Here is a 17,289-nt window from a genome sequence, read left to right as displayed (position 1 = left end):
CCGACCCCACCGCCGGGCCGCCCCAAGGCGGGGTCAGCCCCCTCGGGGGGCAGCGACCCGCGCAGCGGCGGAGCGTGAGGGCCACCGACCCCGCCGCCGGGCCGCCCCAAGACGGGGTCAGCCCCCTCGGGGGGCAGCGACCCGCGCAGCGGCGGAGCGTGGGGGCCACCGACCCCGCCGCCGGGCCGCCCCAAGGCGGGGTCAGCCCCCTCGGGGGGCAGCGACCCGCGCAGCGGCGGAGCGTGGGGGCTCATCAACCCCCGCACCCAAGCACGCACCTCGCTCACCGACAGGCGTGCCACGTCGGTGATGCCGACGCCACCGAAACGCACGGCGCGCGCCTGGGCGTTGAGGCGGGTGCCCTCGCAGGTCGGGCAGACCTCGTCGGCGACATCGTCGAGTTCGGGCTCGGCAAAGCTCTGCTCGCGGCCACGCTCGTTGTCGTCGCGCACCGAATCGTCCAGCGCCTTGCGCTGCTCTCGCGAGAGCCGCACGCCCGTACCCACGCAGTCAGGACACCAGCCGTGCTTGCTGTTGTAGGAGAACAGGCGCGGGTCGAGTTCGGGGTAGCTGGTGGCGCAGACCGGGCAGGCGCGCGTGGTGGAGAACACCTCCAGGCGGCCGAGGTCGCGGGTGGACGCACCGTCGGCCAGCGCTTGCGCCAGTCCGTCCAGTGGCGTGAGCAGGTGCACCACCCCTTTGCCGATGTCCAGCGCCTTGTCGAGCTGGCGACGCAGTTCCGCCTCCTGGTCGGCGCTGACCACGAAGTCCGCCACCGGGAGTTCGATGGTGTGCTCCTTGAAGCGGTCGATGCGAGGGAAGCCGGTGGTGGGCAGGAACTCGCCGTCCACGCGCAGGTGCGTGTAGCCACGCGGGCGCGCCCAGTCGGCCAGTTCGGTGTAGACGCCTTTGCGGTTGACCACCAGCGGCGCCAGCAGGCCCACGTGCACGCCCTTGTAGCGGGCAAGGATGGCCGCAGCGATGCTGTCGGCGCTCTGCGGCATGACCGCGGCGCCGTCGTGCACGCAGTGCTGCGTGCCCAGCTTCACGTACAGCAGGCGCAGAAAGTGCCAGACCTCGGTGGTGGTGCCCACGGTGCTCTTGCGGCCGCCGCGCGAGAGCCGCTGCTCGATCGCCACCGTGGGCGGTATGCCATAGACCGCGTCCACCTCGGGTCGGCCCGCCGGCTGCACGATGCTGCGCGCGTAGGCGTTCAGGCTCTCCAGGTAACGCCGCTGCCCTTCGTTGAACAGGATATCGAAGGCCAGCGTGGACTTGCCCGACCCGCTCACACCGGAGATGACGTTGAACCGCCCACGCGGGATGTCCACGCTCAGGTGCTTGAGGTTGTGCTCCTTGGCGTTGACGATCTGTATGGCGGCTGAGCGCTGCGCATGGGGCGTCGAGCCAGCAGACACCCGGCTCTCCCGCTCGGCGCCCGACGCCCGATGCCCGGCTTCCCGCACCTCGTGCACCTCGCCCATGGCCTGTGCGTACTCGCGCAGGGCCAGCGCGGTGTGGCTGGCGGGGTGTTCGCGGACCGCTTCGGGCGGCCCCTCGACCACCACCAGGCCTCCCTCGTCACCGCCTTCGGGACCGAGGTCGATCAGCCAGTCGGCGGCACGGATCACATCCAGGTTGTGTTCGATCACGATCAGCGAGTGGCCCGCGTCGAGCAGCTTGCGCAGGGAGCGCATCAGCTTGGCGATGTCGTCGAAGTGCAGGCCGGTGGTGGGCTCGTCGAACAGGAACAGCGTGCCCTTGCGAGAGACCGGCTGGCGGCTGGCGCTGGCGGTCCGGGCCGCCTCAGCCAGGAAGCCGGCGAGCTTCAGGCGCTGCGCCTCGCCGCCGGAGAGCGTCGGCACGGGCTGGCCCAGCTTCACGTACTCCAGCCCCACGTCCACGATGGGCTGCAGCGCGCGGATGACATCGCGGTCGCTGGCAAACAGCGCGGCGGCTTCGCTCACGGTGAGGTCCAGCACGTCGGCCACGTTCATGCTCACCATGCGGGCCGGACCTTTTGAAGGGCTCGCTAGCGCGTGGGCATGGGCTTCGACAAGCTCAGCCCGAACGGGACTGGACTCAGCGCGGACGGGGCTGGACTCAGCGCGGACGGGGCTGGACTCAGCGCGGGCGGGGCTGGACTCGGCTCGGGCAGGGAGTGTCCGGGTGATCTTCACCTCCAGGATCTCGGGGCGGTAGCGCTGCCCATCGCAGTCCGGGCAGCGCAGGTAGACGTCGGAGAGGAATTGCATCTCCACGTGCTCGAAGCCCGAGCCGCCGCAGGTGGGGCAGCGGCCATCGCCACTGTTGAAGCTGAACTTGGCTGGCGTGTAGCCGCGCTGACGCGCCAGCGGCGCATCGGCGAACAGCGCGCGGATCGCGTCCCAGGCGCCGACGTAGCTCACCGGGTTGGAGCGCGCGGTCTTGCCGATCGGAGACTGGTCGACGAAGACCACCTCGCTCAGGTGGTCCGCGCCGAGCAGGCGGTCGTGCGCGCCCGGGCTTTCGGTGGACTTGCCAAAGTGGCGCAGCAGCGCGGGCGCGAGCACGTCCTGGATCAGGCTCGATTTGCCGGAACCGGAGACACCGGTCACCACCACCAGGCGCTGCAGCGGAAATTCCACCGACACGCCCTTCAGGTTGTGCTCACGCGCGCCTTCCAGGATGAGGCGCGGCGTGTTGTCGGTGACCATGCGCTTGAAGCCCATGCCCACGGTCTTGCGCGCACCCAGGTAGGCGCCGGTCAGCGTGTCGGCCGAGCGGATGGCCTCGGGCGTGCCGTCGAACACGATCTGCCCACCGCGCTCGCCGGGGCCTGGGCCCATGTCGATCAGGCGGTCGGCCGCCAGCATGACGGCCGGATCGTGCTCCACCACCACCAGCGTGTTGCCGGCATCGCGCAGGCGCAGCATGGCGTCGTTGATGCGCGCCATGTCGCGCGGGTGCAGGCCGATGCTGGGCTCGTCCAGCACGAACAGCGTGTTGACCAGCGAGGTGCCCAGCGCCGTGGTGAGGTTGATCCGCTGCACCTCACCGCCGCTGAGCGTGCGGCTCTGCCGGTCCAGTGTCAGGTAGCCGATGCCCACGGCGCAGAGGTAGCGCACGCGGGTGTTGATTTCGTCCAGCAGCAGGCGCAGGGCCTGCGCCTGGCCGGCGGACGCGGCGTCCGCGCCGGACGGCGCCAGCGTTTCCGACAAGGACTCGAAGAAGCCGCGCAGGCGGTGCAGCGGCAGCAGCATCAGATCGTGCAGGCACAGGCCCGGCAGGGCCTCAAGCTGCGCCCGGCTCCAGGACACGCCCGGTGGCAGCGCGCGCCGGGCCGGCACCAACACGGCGTCCGCCTGGGCCTGGGTACCCACACGCCAGAGCAGGCTGTCGTTCTTGAGACGCGCGCCCCGGCAGCTCGGGCACTCGGTGTAGCTGCGGTACTTGGACAGCAGCACGCGGATGTGCATCTTGTAGGCCTTGCTCTCCAGGTACTCGAAGAAGCGGCCCACGCCGTACCAGTGCTGGTTCCATTTGCCGTTCCACTGCGGCGCGCCGTTCTTCACCCAGGCCTGCTGCTCGGGCGTGAGCTTGGCCCAGGGTGTGTCGCGCGGAATGCCGGCGGCTTCGGCGTGGCGCATCAGGTCATCCTGGCACTCCTTCCATGCAGGCGTCTGGAACACCTTGATCGCACCGGCGCGCAACGTCAGCTTGTCGTTGGGGATCACCAGTCCATAGTCCACCCCGATCACGCGGCCGAACCCCCGGCAGGTCTCGCAGGCGCCCACGGCGGAGTTGAACGAGAACATGGATGGCGTGGGCTCCGAGTAGCGGATGTCGCTCTCCGGGCAGTGCAGGCCGGTCGAGAAGCGCCAGATCTCAGGCTCTTCCTCGTCCTTGATGGCGTACACCATCAGCCGCCCGGCGCCGCGCTTCAAGCCCACCTCGATGGCCTCCACCACGCGGGCCGGCTCTGCCGCACCGATGCGGAAGCGATCGGCCACCACATCGAGCACCTTCACCGCTTCGATCACGGGCCGCGCCTTTTTGCCTTTGGCCGGGGCCTCTTCGCTCACCTCGCGCTGCACGATGCGCTCGGCCTGCACGCGGGTGTAGCCACTGGCCGACAGCCATTGCGCCACTTCGTCGGCCGTGGTGTCGGCCGGCAGCTCAACCGGAAAGGTGAGCACCAGGCGCGGATCGCCCTGGGCTTCGCTGCGCCGCCTCAGCTCCGCGTGGATGCTCTCGGGCGTGTCGTGCCGCACCGGCAACGCGGTCTCGCGGTCGAACAGCTCGGCACCGCGCGCGAACAGCAGCTTGAGGTGGTCGTTGAGTTCCGTCATGGTGCCCACGGTGGAGCGGGAGCTGCGCACCGGGTTGGTCTGGTCGATCGCGATGGCGGGCGGAACCCCCTCCACCCGGTCCACCGCCGGCTTGTCCATGCGGTCCAGAAACTGGCGCGCGTAAGCGCTGAAGGTCTCCACATAGCGCCGCTGGCCTTCGGCGAACAGGGTGTCGAACACCAGGCTGGACTTGCCCGAACCGCTGGGCCCGGTGACCACGGTCAGTTCGCCGGTGCGGATGTCCAGGTTCAGGTTCTTGAGGTTGTGCTGGCGCGCACCTCGTATGCGGATCAGCCCGCTGCCGCCTTCCGTCGGGCCACCCTCCCCTTCGGCGCCGGCCGCGGTTGAAATCGCGGCCGTGGACGTGGCGGTGGGCAGAATGGCGTCGGACATGCAGGGGCTCCAGAACAGGACCCGAAGATTCTAAGGAGCCCTCCCTGGCCTTGCCGCCGCGCTGCCCATACCCACAATGCCCGCCCTGGCTGCGGCCCGGGCACTTGCCCCCCTGGAGACACCTGACCCATGACGAAACTGGCCCACCTGCGTCTCACCCGCACCCTGACCGTCCTGGGATGGTCCTGCGTCCTCGCCTTCGCCTGCGCGACGGCCCATGCGCAACTGCGCATCGGCATGCCGTCCGGCTTCTCGGGGTCGGTCGCCGCGGGTGTGAAGGAGAACCACGCTGGCGCCAAGCTGTACTTCGACACCATCAATGGCCGTGGTGGCGTCAACGGCCAGAAGATCGAGCTGGTGGCGGTCGACGACAAGTTCGACCCCAAGGTCACGGTGGAGGTGGCACGGCAGCTCGTCACCCAGCAAAAAGTGCTGGCCCTGTTCCTGAACCGGGGCACCCCGCACAGCGAGGCGCTGCTGCCGCTGCTGGCCGAGTTCAAGGTACCGCTGGTAGGACCGAGCACAGGCGCCATGGTGCTGCATGAGCCGGTCAACCCCTGGGTCTTCAACGTGCGCGCCACCTACCAGCGCGAGGCGGCCAAGGCCATCGAGCATCTGGCCAGCATCGGCATCACGCGCGTGGCCATGCTACAGACCGACGACTCCTTTGGCGCCGACTCCGCCGCCGGCGCGCTCAAGGGCTTCGACAAGGTCCGGCAGAAACCGGTGCTGCACGAGAAGTTTCCGCGCGACAAACCCGAGTTCGCCGAGCTCGCCCAGCGCACCCAGGCCAGCAACGCCCAGGCCGTGATCGTGTTCGGTTCGGCCGGCAACACCGCCAACGCCGTGAAAGCGCTGCGCGCGGCGGGCTCGCGCGCGCAGGTGGTCACGCTGTCCAACAACGCCTCCGAAGGCTTCATCAAGCTGCTGGGCGAACACGCGCGCGGCGTGATCGTGACGCAGGTCTTTCCCAACGAACGCTCGGTGGCCTACCCCTTGATCAAGGAAGCCCAGGACTTCGCCAAGGCCAAGGGACTGGACGGCGTCTCACCCGCCATGATGGAAGGCTACGCCGCCGCCAAGGTGCTGACCGAAGGCCTGCGCCGCGCCGGCCCCAACCCCACACCGGTGACACTGCGCGACGCTCTGGAGAACCTGCGCAACTACGACCTCGGCGGCCTGACCGTCAGCTACGGCCCGAACAACCGCACCGGCCTGGACTTCGCGGACCTCTCCATCATCGACGCATCCGGAAAATTCCGCAGGTAGAGAAGCCCCCCCCGCGTCGCCTGCGGCGCCACCCCCCCAAGGGGGGGCAACGCCTGCGGCCCGGCAAAGCCGGTTCCGCGGCGTTTCTGAGTTGAAGCCCCTCCTCTCCGGAGAGCAATGACCGAACCAAGAGACACCGAGGAACCGGCTTTGCCGGGCCGCAGGCGTTGCCCCCCCTTGGGGGGGTGGCGCCGCAGGCGACGCGGGGGGGTCAACTCTTCACGATCAGCACCGGCACCTTCGCGTGCGTCAACACCTTCTGCGCCACGCTGCCCAGAATGAGGGCCTTGACGCCCTGGCGGCCGTGCGAGCCCATGACGATGAGGTCGCAGCCTTCGGCTTCGGCGGTTTCGATGATGCCTTCGTACACCACGTTGCGCTCGATGGTGTCGCCCGCGAAGGGCACGCCATCGGCGGCGCAGGCCAGGCGCACGGCGTCCAGGGCCTGGCCGGCGGCGCTCTTGGCTTCGGTCAGGTAGGCCTGCAGGCCGACGGCAGAAGCGTCGCCGATGCCGATGTAGGGAAACGGGTCGATCACGTACACCCCCACGATCTGTGCGTTCTGGCTCTTGGCCAGTTGCACCGCGGTCCGCGTGGCCTGCACGGCGAGGGTGGAGCCGTCGGTGGGCAGAAGGATCTTCTTGAACATGGCAGATCTCCTTGGTCTGGTTGTCGTCAACGGAAGAAAACATGCGCCCGGTAAGGCGCAGGTCCATCTTAACGGCCCCGGGTGACGCCGATGCGCGTGTGCGGCACCGCTTCCCATGCACCGCTCTGGAACCAGGCATCGCCATCGAGATAGGCGCGCAGCATGGGCAGGGCATCCTGCCCCCAGAAAATGCGGCCGTCCACCACGAGGGCGGGCACACCAAACAGGCCCAGCGCCAGGGCTTCGTCGGTGTTGGCGCGAAGACGCTGCTTCACCGTCTCGCCATCGGCTGCCTGCCAGGCCTTTCCGCGCTGCGCCATGTGGTCCTGCAGCACCACCTGCAGCGTGGCCAGCCGCGCGGGGTCAGCGGCGTCCTGCCCGCCACGCCAGACGTGGTGGAACAACTGTTCGGTCACGTAGCGGCTGGTCTCGCCGGGCGCATCGTCCGTCGCGCAGGCCAGGCCCAGGCGCAGCAGCGCCAGCGGGTTGAAGGGGTGCGCCGCCGGCATCTCCAGCGGCACACCGTGGTGGTGTCCCAGCCAGGCCACCTGGCGGTAGGTCCAGTCGCGCTTTGACGGGATCTCCGCCGGACCGAGCTGACCATGGGACTTGAGCAGGGCCGCGAACAGCACCGGCTTGTAGTGCACCTGCACGCTGTGGCCCAAGAGAACCTCGGGCAGGCGCTCGAACGCGAGGTAGGCGTAGGGCGATACCGGGTCGTAGTGGAAGGTGATGTCGCGCAACGGAGCGCTGCCTAGGATCGGGTTCATGGGGCGGTGCTCCGGTCGTCTTGCTGCCGGGCTTCGATCTGCTGCCAGACCAGCAGCTTGTCCGCGTCGCTGGCGCGGCTCCAGCCGGCGATCTCTTCCAGTGTGCGAAAGCACCCCTTGCACCAGCCGCTGGCGGCGTCCATCTGGCAGACCGAGATGCAGGGCGAGGGCACGCCCGGCGCCAGGCCGGTACGGCGGCGCGCGGCGCGCAGGGTCACTTCGGGCGGGGGCAGCGCGCTCATGGCTTCAGGCCTGCGGCGGCACGGTGACGTCGTGCACCGGCGCACCGGTCAGCGCCTGCAACTGCGCTGGTGTGAGGCGAAACACCGCATGGGGGTGGCCGGCGGCGGCCCAGATCTCGTCAAAACGGAAGAGCTGGGCGTCGATCAGCGCCACCGGTGGCACGGCATGCGCCAGTGGCGAGACCCCACCAATGGAAAACCCGGTGCGCGCCTTGACGAAGTCCGCGTCCGCGCGGCCCAGCTTCACGCCGTCACCGCACACCAGGGCCTGCACCCGCTTCTCGTCCACGCGCAGGTCCCCGGAGGTGATGACCAGCACCGCGGCGTCGTCGCTCTTGCGCCGGAAGATGATGCTCTTGGCGATCTGGCCCAGCGCGACGCCCAGGGCATCCGCCGCCTGCTGGGCGGTGCGCGCCGCGTCGTCGAGCATCGCGGGCGCATGCGGGTGGCCGGCATCCTGCAGGGCACGCGCCACGCGCTGCACGGTCTCGGGAAAGGGGTGGAGTTCGCTGCCGCACATGGGAAGTAATGGTAGTGCTCAAATGTTGCTCAGGGCTTGAAGCGTGTCCCGCAGCCCGCCAAGCCGCCTCTGGCTGAAAGCGTCCCCCGGCAGATGCCCAGCCAGTGAGGTCACGAAATCCGGGGTGCGCAGCAATACGGCAAAGGACTGCGACAGGTACCGCCGCAGGTCATCGGGCGCCACTCGGCATTCATCCAGCAATTCTGACCTGCGATCCACCACCGTGATGATGTCTTCCAGGTCATGGCTGCCCAGATAGTCCGGCTGGCCGGACGCATCGCGGCCACGGTCCTTGAACGCCTCCAGCTTGGTGGCCACGAAAGCCGGTCCCGAGATCAAGCGGATCGAGCCCCCCGAAGGCAGCATCCGGTCTTGCGCGGTGGCGATGGCCAGCGGGTACCACCGGTTCGAGAACCCCAGAATGCCTTTCTCCGTGGGCATCACATCCACCGTCACATTCCGGACCACCCAACGGCAGATCGGGGCACCTGGCCTCAAGTCGTTGCGAAAACCACGGGCGCGCAGGCGCTGCTCAACCGCGTGGTATTCCTGCGCGGTCAGTGCATGCGCGACGACGTCAACGTCTTCGGTGACACGGATGCGCTCCGGGCGTTCCCTCGTGAGCAACAGCCCCGTGGCACAGCCCCCCACAAAAACCACCTCACGACACACCGGCCCCAGAGCATGGACCACCAGTTCAAGCATGGCCAGATTCGGGTCAATCATGAGCCGCTTTTCGAGAGGCGCTCCTCCAGCAGCCCGCGTGCCATCTCGCGCTCGCGCGCCTGACCAATCCGCAAGGCATCGAACAGGGCCAGCCATTCGTACAGCTCCGCGTCGTCCAAGGCGGCCAGCGGCAGCCTGGGGTACAGAGGCAACAGGCCGACACCGCGCGTGACACCGTCTTCATGCGGCCACACCGGCGGCAACTCGTCGGCGAACAGCACCTTGGACTTGAGTGGCTCGACCCCGTACGCCGTGGGAAAGCCCATGGTCACCCCATCCCTCACTGGAGGAAAAAAGTAGGGAGCACCCTGCAGCAGCAACGGCTTGAACGCCGGCATCACCAGAACAGGACCTGCACCGACCTCTGTCAGCAGACGCGCCGCGCCCAAGCGCGACACACAGGCGTGCGCCTCGAAGGCAGACAAGTGCATGGCCCGCGCCAGTTCTGCATAGCCCGGCCAGTAGCCCGCCAGGCTGGCGAGTTTGAACGCCACGGCAAGATCCTGCGGTTTGAGCGACCACTGGGCGTGGCCCAACCGGGCCTTGATGGATGTTGATGCCATGTTTCTGCAATATGCAAATTGCAAATTTGCGTCAACATTTTGCCATCCTCTCTCAGAGTATGCAATATGCATATTGCATACTCTGAGAGAGGATGAACTCAAGCCGCCGCCCGCTTGACCATCAGCAGGCTCGCGCCCATGGCCATGAGCACGCCCCCGAACACGCGGTTCTGCGCACGGCGTGCCCGGGCCGTGGCCAGCCAGCGCTGCGCGCGCGAGGCCAGGAAGGCATAGCCATGCATGACGATCAGGTCCACCGCGATGGTGGTGACCAGCAGGATCAGCAGTTGCAGCCACAGGGGCCTATGCGGGTCGATGAACTGGGGCAGCACCGCGACCATGAAAACGATCCCTTTGGGGTTGGTCACGTTGGTCAGGAAGCCGGTGGCGAGGCGTTCTCGCGCCGAGGGCATCCGCGGCCGGGCGGGCGTGCCATCGGCGCCGGCCGGGGCGGGCCCCTCGGCCACCGAGGCGCGCCATTGCCGCAGGCCCAGCCAGATCAGGTAGCCCGCGCCAGCGAACTTGACCACGGTGAAGGCCGTTGCCGAGGCGAGCAGCAGCGCGCCCACGCCCACCCCGGCCACCAGCAGGATCACCGACAGGCCCAGTTGCAGGCCGGCGATGGTGACGCTGGTCTTCTTCACGCCATAGGCCAGGCCATGCGTCATCGACAGCACCGCCCCGGAACCGGGCGAGAGCGCGATGGCCCAGGAGGCCACGAAATACGCGATCCAGACTTGCCATGCCATGTGTGTCTCCTTGCGCTTCAGCCGGCGCGCCTGGCCAGCAGCGCGCGACCGACGCGGGAGCCGGTGGGCCGGCCGAGTTGTTCACTGATGTAGGCACCGGCATCGACCAGGGCGTCGAGGTCGATGCCGGTGTCGATCCCCATGCCGTTGAGCAGGTAGACCACGTCCTCGGTGGCCACGTTGCCGGTGGCGCCCTTGGCGTAAGGGCAACCGCCCAGCCCGGCCACGGACGACTGGAAGTTCCAGATGCCCAGCTCCAGCGCGGCCAGCGTATTGGACAGGGCCTGTCCATAGGTGTCGTGGAAATGGCCCGAGACCTCGTCCAGGCCGAAATGCGCCAGCGTGGCCTCCAGGGCGGCCTGCACCTTGCGCGGCGTGCCCACGCCGATGGTGTCGGCCACGTCCACGCGCTGCACGCCTATGCCCTTCATGAGACCGGCGAGGTAGCCCACGCGTTCGGGGGCGATGTCGCCCTCGTAGGGACAGCCCACGGTGCAGCTCATGGCGCCGCGCACCCGGATGCCGGCGGCACGCGCCGCCGCCACCACGGGCACGAAGCGCTCGATGCTCTCGGCGATGGAGCAGTTGATGTTCTTCTGGCTGAAGGCCTCGCTGGCGGCGCCGAAGACCACGATCTCGTCGGGCCGGTCGGCCACGGCGGCCTCGTAGCCCTTGAGGTTGGGCGTGAGCACCGAGTAGCGCACGCCGCCCTGGCGGTGGATGCCGGCCATGACCTCGTGGTTGTCGGCCATCTGCGGCACCCACTTGGGGCTCACGTAGCTGGTGACCTCGATCTCGCGCAGGCCGGCCGCCTGCAGGCGCTGCACCAGCTCGATCTTGACGGCGGCCGGCACCGGCTGCTTCTCGTTCTGCAGGCCGTCGCGCGGGCCGACGTCGATGAGCTGGACACGGGGGGGGAGCTTCATGGCGGGAACTCGGGTGGCCAAAGCCGGGAAGGGTACCGCATCGGGCGGCACCGCATCGGCCAAACGGGTATCGAATCGTGCCAGCCTGCGGCCTTGTCCGTGGATTCCCTGCCTCTATGATTCCGCGCATGACACCCGAACGCGCCCAGGCCCTGCGGCAAGCCCTGCAACTGCAGCCCCACCCCGAGGGCGGCCACTTCCGCGAGCTGTTCCGTTCGCCCCGCGCGGTGCAACCGGCGGACGGTCGCTCGGCGCGCAGCGCACTGACCAGCATCGACTTCCTGCTGGAAGCGGGCCAGTTCTCGGCCTGGCACCGCGTGGCCTCGGACGAGGCCTGGCACCTGCTGGAGGGCGGCCCGCTGCGCCTGTGGCTGGTGCCGCCCGACCTGTCGGCCCTCTGGCATGTGGACCTCGCGCCCGTGGACGCCGCCGGCCATGCGCCGCGCCACGTGGTGCCGGCCCACTGGTGGCAGGCGGCCGAACCGCTGGGCCCCCTGGCCTACGTGGGCGCCACGGTCGGACCGGGGTTCGAGTTCGCGGATTTCTGTTTCGGCCGCGACGACGCGGACCTGCGCGCGGCCTTGCGGCAGCACGCGGGCGAGCCGCACCGCCTGCTGTAACGCCTGACGCTTTTTCTTCTCTTCAATACCCGCGCTGCGGGTCCACCTCGCCGTCCACGCGCTCGCCGCGCGCCAGCGCCTGGATCTTGCCGGCGATCTGGGCGATGCTCTCATCGCGCAGGGTGCGGGCCGAGATGTGGGGCGTGACCGTGATGTTCGGATGACGCCAGAAGGGATGCTCCGCTGGCAGCGGCTCGGTGCGGAACACATCCAGCGTCGCACCGGCCATGTGGCCACCGTCCAGCAGGGCCAGCAGGTCCTCGTCCACCAGGTGCGCGCCACGCGCCACATTGACCAGGTAGGCGCCCTCGCGCAGGCGCGAGAGCGTCCGGCGGTTGAGGATGTCCTGCGTCTGCGGCGTCAGCGGCAGCAGGTTCACGAGCACGCGGCATTCACCCAGGAAGGCATCGAAACCCTCGGTGCCCGCATGGCACACCACGCCATCGAGCGCGCGCGGCGAGCGGCTCCAGCCATGGACCGGGAACTCGAACAGGTGCAATGCCCGTGCCACACGTTCACCCAGCACACCCAGGCCCATCACGCCGACGGGAAAGTCCGCACGCGGGCGGGGCTTGCGCAAGGTCCAGCGGCCCTCGCGGGCATCGGCGCCGTAGGCGGCGAACTCACGGAAGTGGCGGATCACCGCGTGGCAGACGTACTCCGCCATCTGCACCGACATGCCGGCATCGTTCAGGCGCACCACGCGCACGCCCGGCGGCAGCCGCAGGCGCAGCAGCGCGTCCACGCCCGCGCCGATGTTGAACATGGCCTGGAGCGCGGGCTGCTCGTCCAGGAAGCGCTGGGGCGGAGACCATACCACCGCATGGTCGGCCTGCGGTGCGCCGGGACGCCATTCGCTGACCGTGGCGCCCGGCAGCGCCGCGCGCAGGCCCTCCAGCCAGGGTTCGGGGCGGGTATCGGCGCAGCAGAACAGGACGTGCATGCGCCGAGCCTACCGCAGCCGTTCAGGCCGCGGTCTGCAGCTTGAGCAGCTCGGCGCCTTCGGCCACCTGGTCCCCGGGTGCGTAGAGCAGCTCGGCCACGGTGCCATCGGCCGGCGCGGCGATGGTGTGCTCCATCTTCATCGCCTCCATCACCGCCAGCGCCTGGCCTTTCCGAACCGCGTCGCCCGCCTTGACCGCGAACGACACCACCTTGCCCGGCATGGGCGCCGTGAGGCGCCCGCCTTCGGCGGCGGCCTCGCCGGCGTGGGCCAGCGCGTCGATCTCCACGATCTGCGTGGCGCCCAGCGCGCAGAACACGTGCACCGTCTCCTGCGTCTGCCAGGTCTGCACGGTCTGGCGCTGGCCGGCAAAGCGCAGGTCCATGCGGGTGCCGCTGTCGGCGGGCAGCGCATCGAACACCAGCGGCGACTGCACATCACCCACGGCGAGCAGCAGTGCGCCGTCGTGCAGGTAGGTGAGCTGCGCCTGCTGCGCATGGCCCAGGTACTCGAAGTCGAAGCGCCGGACCGTGAGCCCGTGCGAACGCCAGCCGTCGCGGCGCGAGAACGGATCGGCGGTCTCGCTGGCGCGCTCGCCCACCAGCGTCTGCGCCACGGCCGCGGCCACCGCCAGCGGCAGGCCCACCTTGTCCTGGTGGAACAACGCCGCGGCCTCGCGCGGGATCAGCGCGGTGTCCAGCTGCGCCTGCGCAAAGGCCCGGCTATGGGCCACATGGCGCAGGAACTGCACGTTGGTGGACAGGCCGACGATGCGGGTCTCGGCCAGGGCAGCATCCAGCCGCGCCAGCGCTTCGGCGCGGGTGGCGCCGTGCACGATGAGCTTGGCCACCATGGAGTCGTAGAACGGGCTGATCGTGTCGCCCTCGCGCACTCCGTCGTCCACGCGCACCGTGCCGCGCTCGAAGCTGGTGCAGGCGGGCTTGCGGTAGATCGCCAGCGTGCCGGTGGCTGGCAGAAAGTTGTTGTCCGGCGTCTCGGCACAGATGCGCGCCTCGATGGCATGGCCCTGGATGCGCAGTTCCTCCTGCCGCAGGGGCAAGGGTTCGCCGCTGGCCACGCGCAGTTGCCACTCCACCAGGTCCAGCCCGGTGATGGCCTCGGTGACCGGGTGTTCCACCTGCAGGCGGGTGTTCATTTCCATGAAGTAGAAGCGCATCGCCTCGGGGTGGTCGTAGCCCTGAGGTTGCTCGACGATGAACTCCACCGTGCCGGCGCCCACGTAGTTCACGGCCTTGGCCGCCGCCACGGCGGCCTGGCCCATGCGGGCGCGCAGCTCGGGCGTCATCCCCGGCGCCGGGGCTTCTTCCAGCACCTTCTGGTGGCGGCGCTGCACCGAACAGTCGCGCTCGAACAGGTAGACGCACTCGCCATGCGCATCGCCGAACACCTGGATCTCGATGTGGCGCGGGCGTTGCACGTACTTCTCGATCAGCACCGCGTCGCTGCCGAAGCTGTTGCGCGCCTCGCGCTGGCAGCTCGCCAGCGCGGCCGCGAAGTCTTCGCTCTTCTCCACCACGCGCATGCCCTTGCCGCCGCCGCCTGCACTGGCCTTGATGAGCGCCGGGTAACCGATGCGGTCGGCCTCGCGCTGCAGCAGCGCAGGGTCCTGGTCCGCGCCGTGGTAGCCGGGCACCAGGGGCACGCCGGCCGTTTCCATCAGGCGCTTGGACTCGGCCTTCAGGCCCATGGCCTCGATGGCAGAAGAGGGCGGGCCGATGAACACCAGGCCGGCTTTCGCACAGGCGTCGGCGAAGGCCTCGTTCTCGCTCAGGAAGCCATAGCCCGGGTGGATGGCCTGCGCGCCCGTGGCCTGCGCGGCGGCGATGATGCGCTCCCATTGGAGGTAACTGTCCTTGGGCGCGGAGCCCCCGATGTGCACCGCTTCGTCGCAAGCCGCCACGTGCTTGGCGCGGGCATCGGCGTCGGAATAGACGGCGACGGTCTTCACGCCCATGCGGCGCGCGGTGGCCGCCACGCGGCAGGCGATTTCGCCACGGTTGGCGATCAGGATCTTGGAGAACATCAGCTTTCCTTTGGCAAGGCAGGGAAGACGCGGCGCCAGGCCGCGCGCAGGAAACGGAACAGGAACCAGGTGAGGGCCCACATGGCCAGCACCATGAACACCAGCAGCACCGCGAACAGCAGCGGGTGCTGCGTGGCCAGCCAGAGCGCGCCGACGACGAGGCCGTCTTCCAGCAGGCTGACACCCAGGTTGCTGAACGGCTCCGGCGAAGCATTGACCGCCGCGCGCGTGCTGGTCTTGGCGGCCTGGCTGGTGGCGGCCAGGGTGCCGCCCATGAGCGCGGCCACCAGGGCCATGGTGGCGCTGTCGGCGCCGAGCGCTCCGGCGGCCAGCGCGGCTCCGGCGGGCACGCGCACCACGCTGTGCACGATGTCCCAGAGCGAGTCGACATAGGGGATCTTGTCGGCAAAGAACTCGACGAACAGCATGAAGCCGCTGGCGCCCAGCAGGGCCGGGTGCTGAAGCACCTGCAAGCCCGGCGGCAGGTCGATCCAGCCCAGCCAGCCGGCCAGCCCGGTGGCGAACACCGCCAGGTACAGGCGCAAGCCGCTGGACCAGCCGAGCGCGGCGGCCAGCGCCAGCAGTTCGGGCGTTCCCAGGGATTGCAGCGCCGCGTCCATCAGGGCAACCAGTTCGGCGCGCGCTTGTTCAGGAACGAGGCCAGGCCTTCGCGGCCCTCGTCGCTGGCGCGGACGTCGGCGATGCGGCGCGCGGTTTCTGAGCGCAGTTCGGCGGTGATGGGCTGGTCCGCCACGTCGCGCACCAGGGCCTTGCAGGCGCGCACCGCGGCCGGCCCGTTGTTCACCAGCGTGGCGACGATGTCGTCCACCCGGGCATCCAGCGTCTCGGCCGTGGCGAGCTCGTGCACCATGCCCATGGCGTGGGCTTGCGCGGCGCTGAAGCGCTCGGCCGTGACCATGTAGCGGCGCGAGGCCTGCACGCCCAGGGCCCGCGCCACATAGGGGCTGATGGTGGCGGGCAGCAACCCCAGCCGCGCTTCGGACAGGCAGAAGGTCGCGTGGTCCGCGGCCACCAGCACGTCGCAGACCGCCGCCAGCCCCATGCCACCGGCGTAGCAGTCGCCCTGGATGCGGCCGACCACCGGCACCGGGCACTGGTCCAGCGTCCACAGCATGTCGGCCAGCTTCTGCGCGTCCGCGCGGTTCTGCGCCCAGTCGTAGCCGGCCATGGCCTTCATCCAGTTCAGGTCGGCGCCCGCGCAGAAGGCCTTGCCGTGTGCCCCCAGCACCACCACGCGCAGGTCCTGGTCCTGCGCCAGCGCCTCGAAGGTGGCGGTGAGCGCGGCAATCACGTCGTCGTTGAACGCGTTGCGCACCTCGGGTCGGTTGAGCCAGACGCGCGCCACGTGTGGCGTCGGGCGGGACACATCAAGAACGTCACTCATCTTCAGTACCTCTTGGCCACTTCTTCGAGCATGACTTCGGTGGCACCGCCACCGATGGACAGCACCCGCGCGTCGCGCCACAGGCGCTCGATGGCGGTCTCGCGGATGAAGCCCATGCCGCCATGAAACTGCTGGCAGTTCTGCACCACCTCGTTGACCAGTTCGCCGGTGAGCGCCTTGAGCATGGAGACCTCCTGCACGATGTCCTTGCCCTGCGTGACGCTCCAGGCGCAGTGGTACATGAACTGCCGCGCCGCGCGCGTCTTGGCGTCCAGCATGGCGATGCGCTGGCGGATCGCCTGCTTGTCCCACAGCGTGGCGCCGAAGGCCTGGCGCTGGCGCACATGGTCCAGCGTCAGCCGCAGCGCCTGGGTGCAGTGGCCCACGGCCATGGCGGCGAGCGCGATGCGCTCGGTCTGGAAGTTCTTCATCACCGAATAGAAGCCCTTGCCCACCTCGCCCAGCACGTTCGCCTGAGGCAAGCGCACGTTGTCGAGCACCAGCTCCGCCGTGTCCGACGACAGCCAGCCGGTCTTGTGCAGCGCGCGGCCCACGCTGAAACCGGGCGTGCCTTTCTCGACGATGAACATGGTCACGTCGTGGCGTGCGCTGCCGGTCTTGGCGGCGATGAAGTACAGGTCGGCGTGCACGCCGTTGGTGATGAACATCTTGGTGCCGTTGAGCACCCAGGCGTCGCCCTCCTGTCTGGCACTGGTGCGGATGCCCGCCACGTCGGAACCGGCCCCCGGTTCGGTGATGCCGACCGCCGTGACCATGTCGCCGGCCGTCACGCGCGGCAAGTACCTGGCCTTCTGCGCCGCGCTGCCCGCGTGGTGCAGGTGCGGACCGGCCATGTCGGTGTGGACCAGCACGGTGATGACGAAGCCAGCGAAGGTGGATTGCGACAAGGCCTCGGCAAACACCAGGTTGGTCAACGCGTCGGCGTCCCCGCCGCCGTAGGCGCCCTCGAACATCAGGCCGAGCAGGCCCGCCTGGCCCATGCGGCGCAGCACCTCCCGCGGCACCATGCCGGCATCCTCCCAGGCGGCCGCATGCGGCTCGACCTCGCGCGCCAGGAAGCGCGCCACCTGCTCGCGCAGCAGCTCATGGTCGGGGTTGTCGTAGATGGTGGCGGGCAT

15 protein-coding genes and 1 pseudogene are annotated in these 17,289 nt (G+C 69.3%); 2 read left to right on the top strand and 14 right to left on the bottom strand.

Annotated features, from left to right (window positions below; all coding sequences use genetic code 11):
• Positions 1-323: 323 nt before the first annotated feature.
• Positions 324-4,682: pseudogene (locus tag KIT53_RS15420) on the bottom strand (excinuclease ABC subunit A); the annotation flags it as partial.
• A 171-nt stretch (positions 4,683-4,853) separates the two neighbouring features.
• Here KIT53_RS15420 and KIT53_RS15415 point away from each other — a divergent pair.
• On the top strand, positions 4,854-5,993 hold the full coding sequence (locus tag KIT53_RS15415) for an ABC transporter substrate-binding protein (RefSeq protein WP_297754197.1): 1,140 nt from the start codon (positions 4,854-4,856) through the stop codon (positions 5,991-5,993).
• Positions 5,994-6,204: 211 nt separating this feature from the next.
• Here KIT53_RS15415 and KIT53_RS15410 read toward each other — a convergent pair whose 3' ends face one another.
• From KIT53_RS15410 to KIT53_RS15375, 8 genes are all read right to left on the bottom strand, one after another.
• A complete protein-coding gene (locus tag KIT53_RS15410; RefSeq protein ID WP_297754194.1) occupies positions 6,205-6,642 on the bottom strand; it encodes a universal stress protein in 438 nt (145 codons plus the stop codon).
• Between the two features lie 68 nt (positions 6,643-6,710).
• Positions 6,711-7,385, bottom strand: a complete 675-nt coding sequence (locus tag KIT53_RS15405) for a 2-hydroxychromene-2-carboxylate isomerase (RefSeq protein WP_297754273.1) — start codon at positions 7,383-7,385, stop codon at positions 6,711-6,713.
• A gap of 23 nt (positions 7,386-7,408) precedes the next feature.
• Complete coding sequence (locus KIT53_RS15400; RefSeq protein WP_297754192.1) at positions 7,409-7,654, bottom strand: DUF1289 domain-containing protein; 246 nt, start codon at positions 7,652-7,654, stop codon at positions 7,409-7,411.
• 4 nt (positions 7,655-7,658) lie between these two features.
• Positions 7,659-8,174 carry a YbaK/EbsC family protein gene (locus tag KIT53_RS15395; RefSeq protein ID WP_297754190.1) on the bottom strand — a complete coding sequence of 172 codons (516 nt, stop codon included), beginning with the start codon at positions 8,172-8,174 and terminating at the stop codon, positions 7,659-7,661.
• Positions 8,175-8,192: 18 nt separating this feature from the next.
• Positions 8,193-8,879, bottom strand: a complete 687-nt coding sequence (locus tag KIT53_RS15390) for a hypothetical protein (protein WP_297754187.1) — start codon at positions 8,877-8,879, stop codon at positions 8,193-8,195.
• A gap of 17 nt (positions 8,880-8,896) precedes the next feature.
• Positions 8,897-9,463, bottom strand: a complete 567-nt coding sequence (locus KIT53_RS15385; RefSeq protein ID WP_297754183.1) for a hypothetical protein — start codon at positions 9,461-9,463, stop codon at positions 8,897-8,899.
• Between the two features lie 98 nt (positions 9,464-9,561).
• A complete protein-coding gene (locus KIT53_RS15380; RefSeq protein WP_297754180.1) occupies positions 9,562-10,212 on the bottom strand; it encodes a LysE family transporter in 651 nt (216 codons plus the stop codon).
• Positions 10,213-10,229: 17 nt separating this feature from the next.
• Positions 10,230-11,138 carry a hydroxymethylglutaryl-CoA lyase gene (locus KIT53_RS15375; RefSeq protein WP_297754177.1) on the bottom strand — a complete coding sequence of 303 codons (909 nt, stop codon included), beginning with the start codon at positions 11,136-11,138 and terminating at the stop codon, positions 10,230-10,232.
• A gap of 128 nt (positions 11,139-11,266) precedes the next feature.
• Here KIT53_RS15375 and KIT53_RS15370 point away from each other — a divergent pair, with 128 nt between their 5' ends.
• Positions 11,267-11,758 (top strand): cupin domain-containing protein, encoded by a 492-nt coding sequence (locus KIT53_RS15370; RefSeq protein ID WP_297754173.1) that lies wholly within the window; start codon positions 11,267-11,269, stop codon positions 11,756-11,758.
• A 22-nt stretch (positions 11,759-11,780) separates the two neighbouring features.
• On the opposite strand, the gene KIT53_RS15365 is transcribed toward KIT53_RS15370, so the two are convergent.
• The 5 genes from KIT53_RS15365 to KIT53_RS15345 are packed head-to-tail and all read right to left on the bottom strand — an operon-like array spanning position 11,781 to position 17,289.
• On the bottom strand, positions 11,781-12,701 hold the full coding sequence (locus KIT53_RS15365; RefSeq protein WP_297754170.1) for a glyoxylate/hydroxypyruvate reductase A: 921 nt from the start codon (positions 12,699-12,701) through the stop codon (positions 11,781-11,783).
• 22 nt (positions 12,702-12,723) lie between these two features.
• Positions 12,724-14,745, bottom strand: a complete 2,022-nt coding sequence (locus KIT53_RS15360) for a biotin carboxylase N-terminal domain-containing protein (protein WP_297754167.1) — start codon at positions 14,743-14,745, stop codon at positions 12,724-12,726.
• A complete protein-coding gene (locus KIT53_RS15355; protein ID WP_297754164.1) occupies positions 14,745-15,365 on the bottom strand; it encodes a DUF4126 domain-containing protein in 621 nt (206 codons plus the stop codon). The genes KIT53_RS15360 and KIT53_RS15355 overlap by 1 nt, the downstream gene beginning before the upstream one ends.
• On the bottom strand, positions 15,365-16,150 hold the full coding sequence (locus KIT53_RS15350) for an enoyl-CoA hydratase/isomerase family protein (protein ID WP_297754161.1): 786 nt from the start codon (positions 16,148-16,150) through the stop codon (positions 15,365-15,367). The genes KIT53_RS15355 and KIT53_RS15350 overlap by 1 nt, the downstream gene beginning before the upstream one ends.
• A gap of 2 nt (positions 16,151-16,152) precedes the next feature.
• Entirely contained in the window at positions 16,153-17,289 is a 1,137-nt protein-coding gene (locus KIT53_RS15345; protein WP_297754159.1) for an acyl-CoA dehydrogenase family protein, read from the bottom strand.

It is taken from the genome of Hydrogenophaga sp. (genome assembly GCF_026125785.1).
Taxonomy (GTDB): domain Bacteria; phylum Pseudomonadota; class Gammaproteobacteria; order Burkholderiales; family Burkholderiaceae_C; genus Hydrogenophaga.
The sequence above is the reverse complement of the archived record's forward strand: the minus strand, read 5'-3'. Positions and strand labels throughout refer to the sequence as shown.

What these genes read in the sequence shown, in the direction of transcription:
- KIT53_RS15400 (WP_297754192.1), bottom strand. Translation starts at nt 7,654, where the DNA reads ATGAGCGCGCTGCCCCCGCCCGAAGTGACCCTGCGCGCCGCGCGCCGC.
- KIT53_RS15410 (WP_297754194.1), bottom strand. Translation starts at nt 6,642, where the DNA reads ATGTTCAAGAAGATCCTTCTGCCCACCGACGGCTCCACCCTCGCCGTG.
- KIT53_RS15390 (WP_297754187.1), bottom strand. Translation starts at nt 8,879, where the DNA reads ATGCTTGAACTGGTGGTCCATGCTCTGGGGCCGGTGTGTCGTGAGGTG.
- KIT53_RS15395 (WP_297754190.1), bottom strand. Translation starts at nt 8,174, where the DNA reads ATGTGCGGCAGCGAACTCCACCCCTTTCCCGAGACCGTGCAGCGCGTG.
- KIT53_RS15350 (WP_297754161.1), bottom strand. Translation starts at nt 16,150, where the DNA reads ATGAGTGACGTTCTTGATGTGTCCCGCCCGACGCCACACGTGGCGCGC.
- KIT53_RS15385 (WP_297754183.1), bottom strand. Translation starts at nt 9,463, where the DNA reads ATGGCATCAACATCCATCAAGGCCCGGTTGGGCCACGCCCAGTGGTCG.
- KIT53_RS15365 (WP_297754170.1), bottom strand. Translation starts at nt 12,701, where the DNA reads ATGCACGTCCTGTTCTGCTGCGCCGATACCCGCCCCGAACCCTGGCTG.
- KIT53_RS15375 (WP_297754177.1), bottom strand. Translation starts at nt 11,138, where the DNA reads ATGAAGCTCCCCCCCCGTGTCCAGCTCATCGACGTCGGCCCGCGCGAC.
- KIT53_RS15355 (WP_297754164.1), bottom strand. Translation starts at nt 15,365, where the DNA reads ATGGACGCGGCGCTGCAATCCCTGGGAACGCCCGAACTGCTGGCGCTG.
- KIT53_RS15380 (WP_297754180.1), bottom strand. Translation starts at nt 10,212, where the DNA reads ATGGCATGGCAAGTCTGGATCGCGTATTTCGTGGCCTCCTGGGCCATC.
- KIT53_RS15345 (WP_297754159.1), bottom strand. Translation starts at nt 17,289, where the DNA reads ATGCCCGCCACCATCTACGACAACCCCGACCATGAGCTGCTGCGCGAG.
- KIT53_RS15360 (WP_297754167.1), bottom strand. Translation starts at nt 14,745, where the DNA reads ATGTTCTCCAAGATCCTGATCGCCAACCGTGGCGAAATCGCCTGCCGC.
- KIT53_RS15415 (WP_297754197.1), top strand. Translation starts at nt 4,854, where the DNA reads ATGACGAAACTGGCCCACCTGCGTCTCACCCGCACCCTGACCGTCCTG.
- KIT53_RS15370 (WP_297754173.1), top strand. Translation starts at nt 11,267, where the DNA reads ATGACACCCGAACGCGCCCAGGCCCTGCGGCAAGCCCTGCAACTGCAG.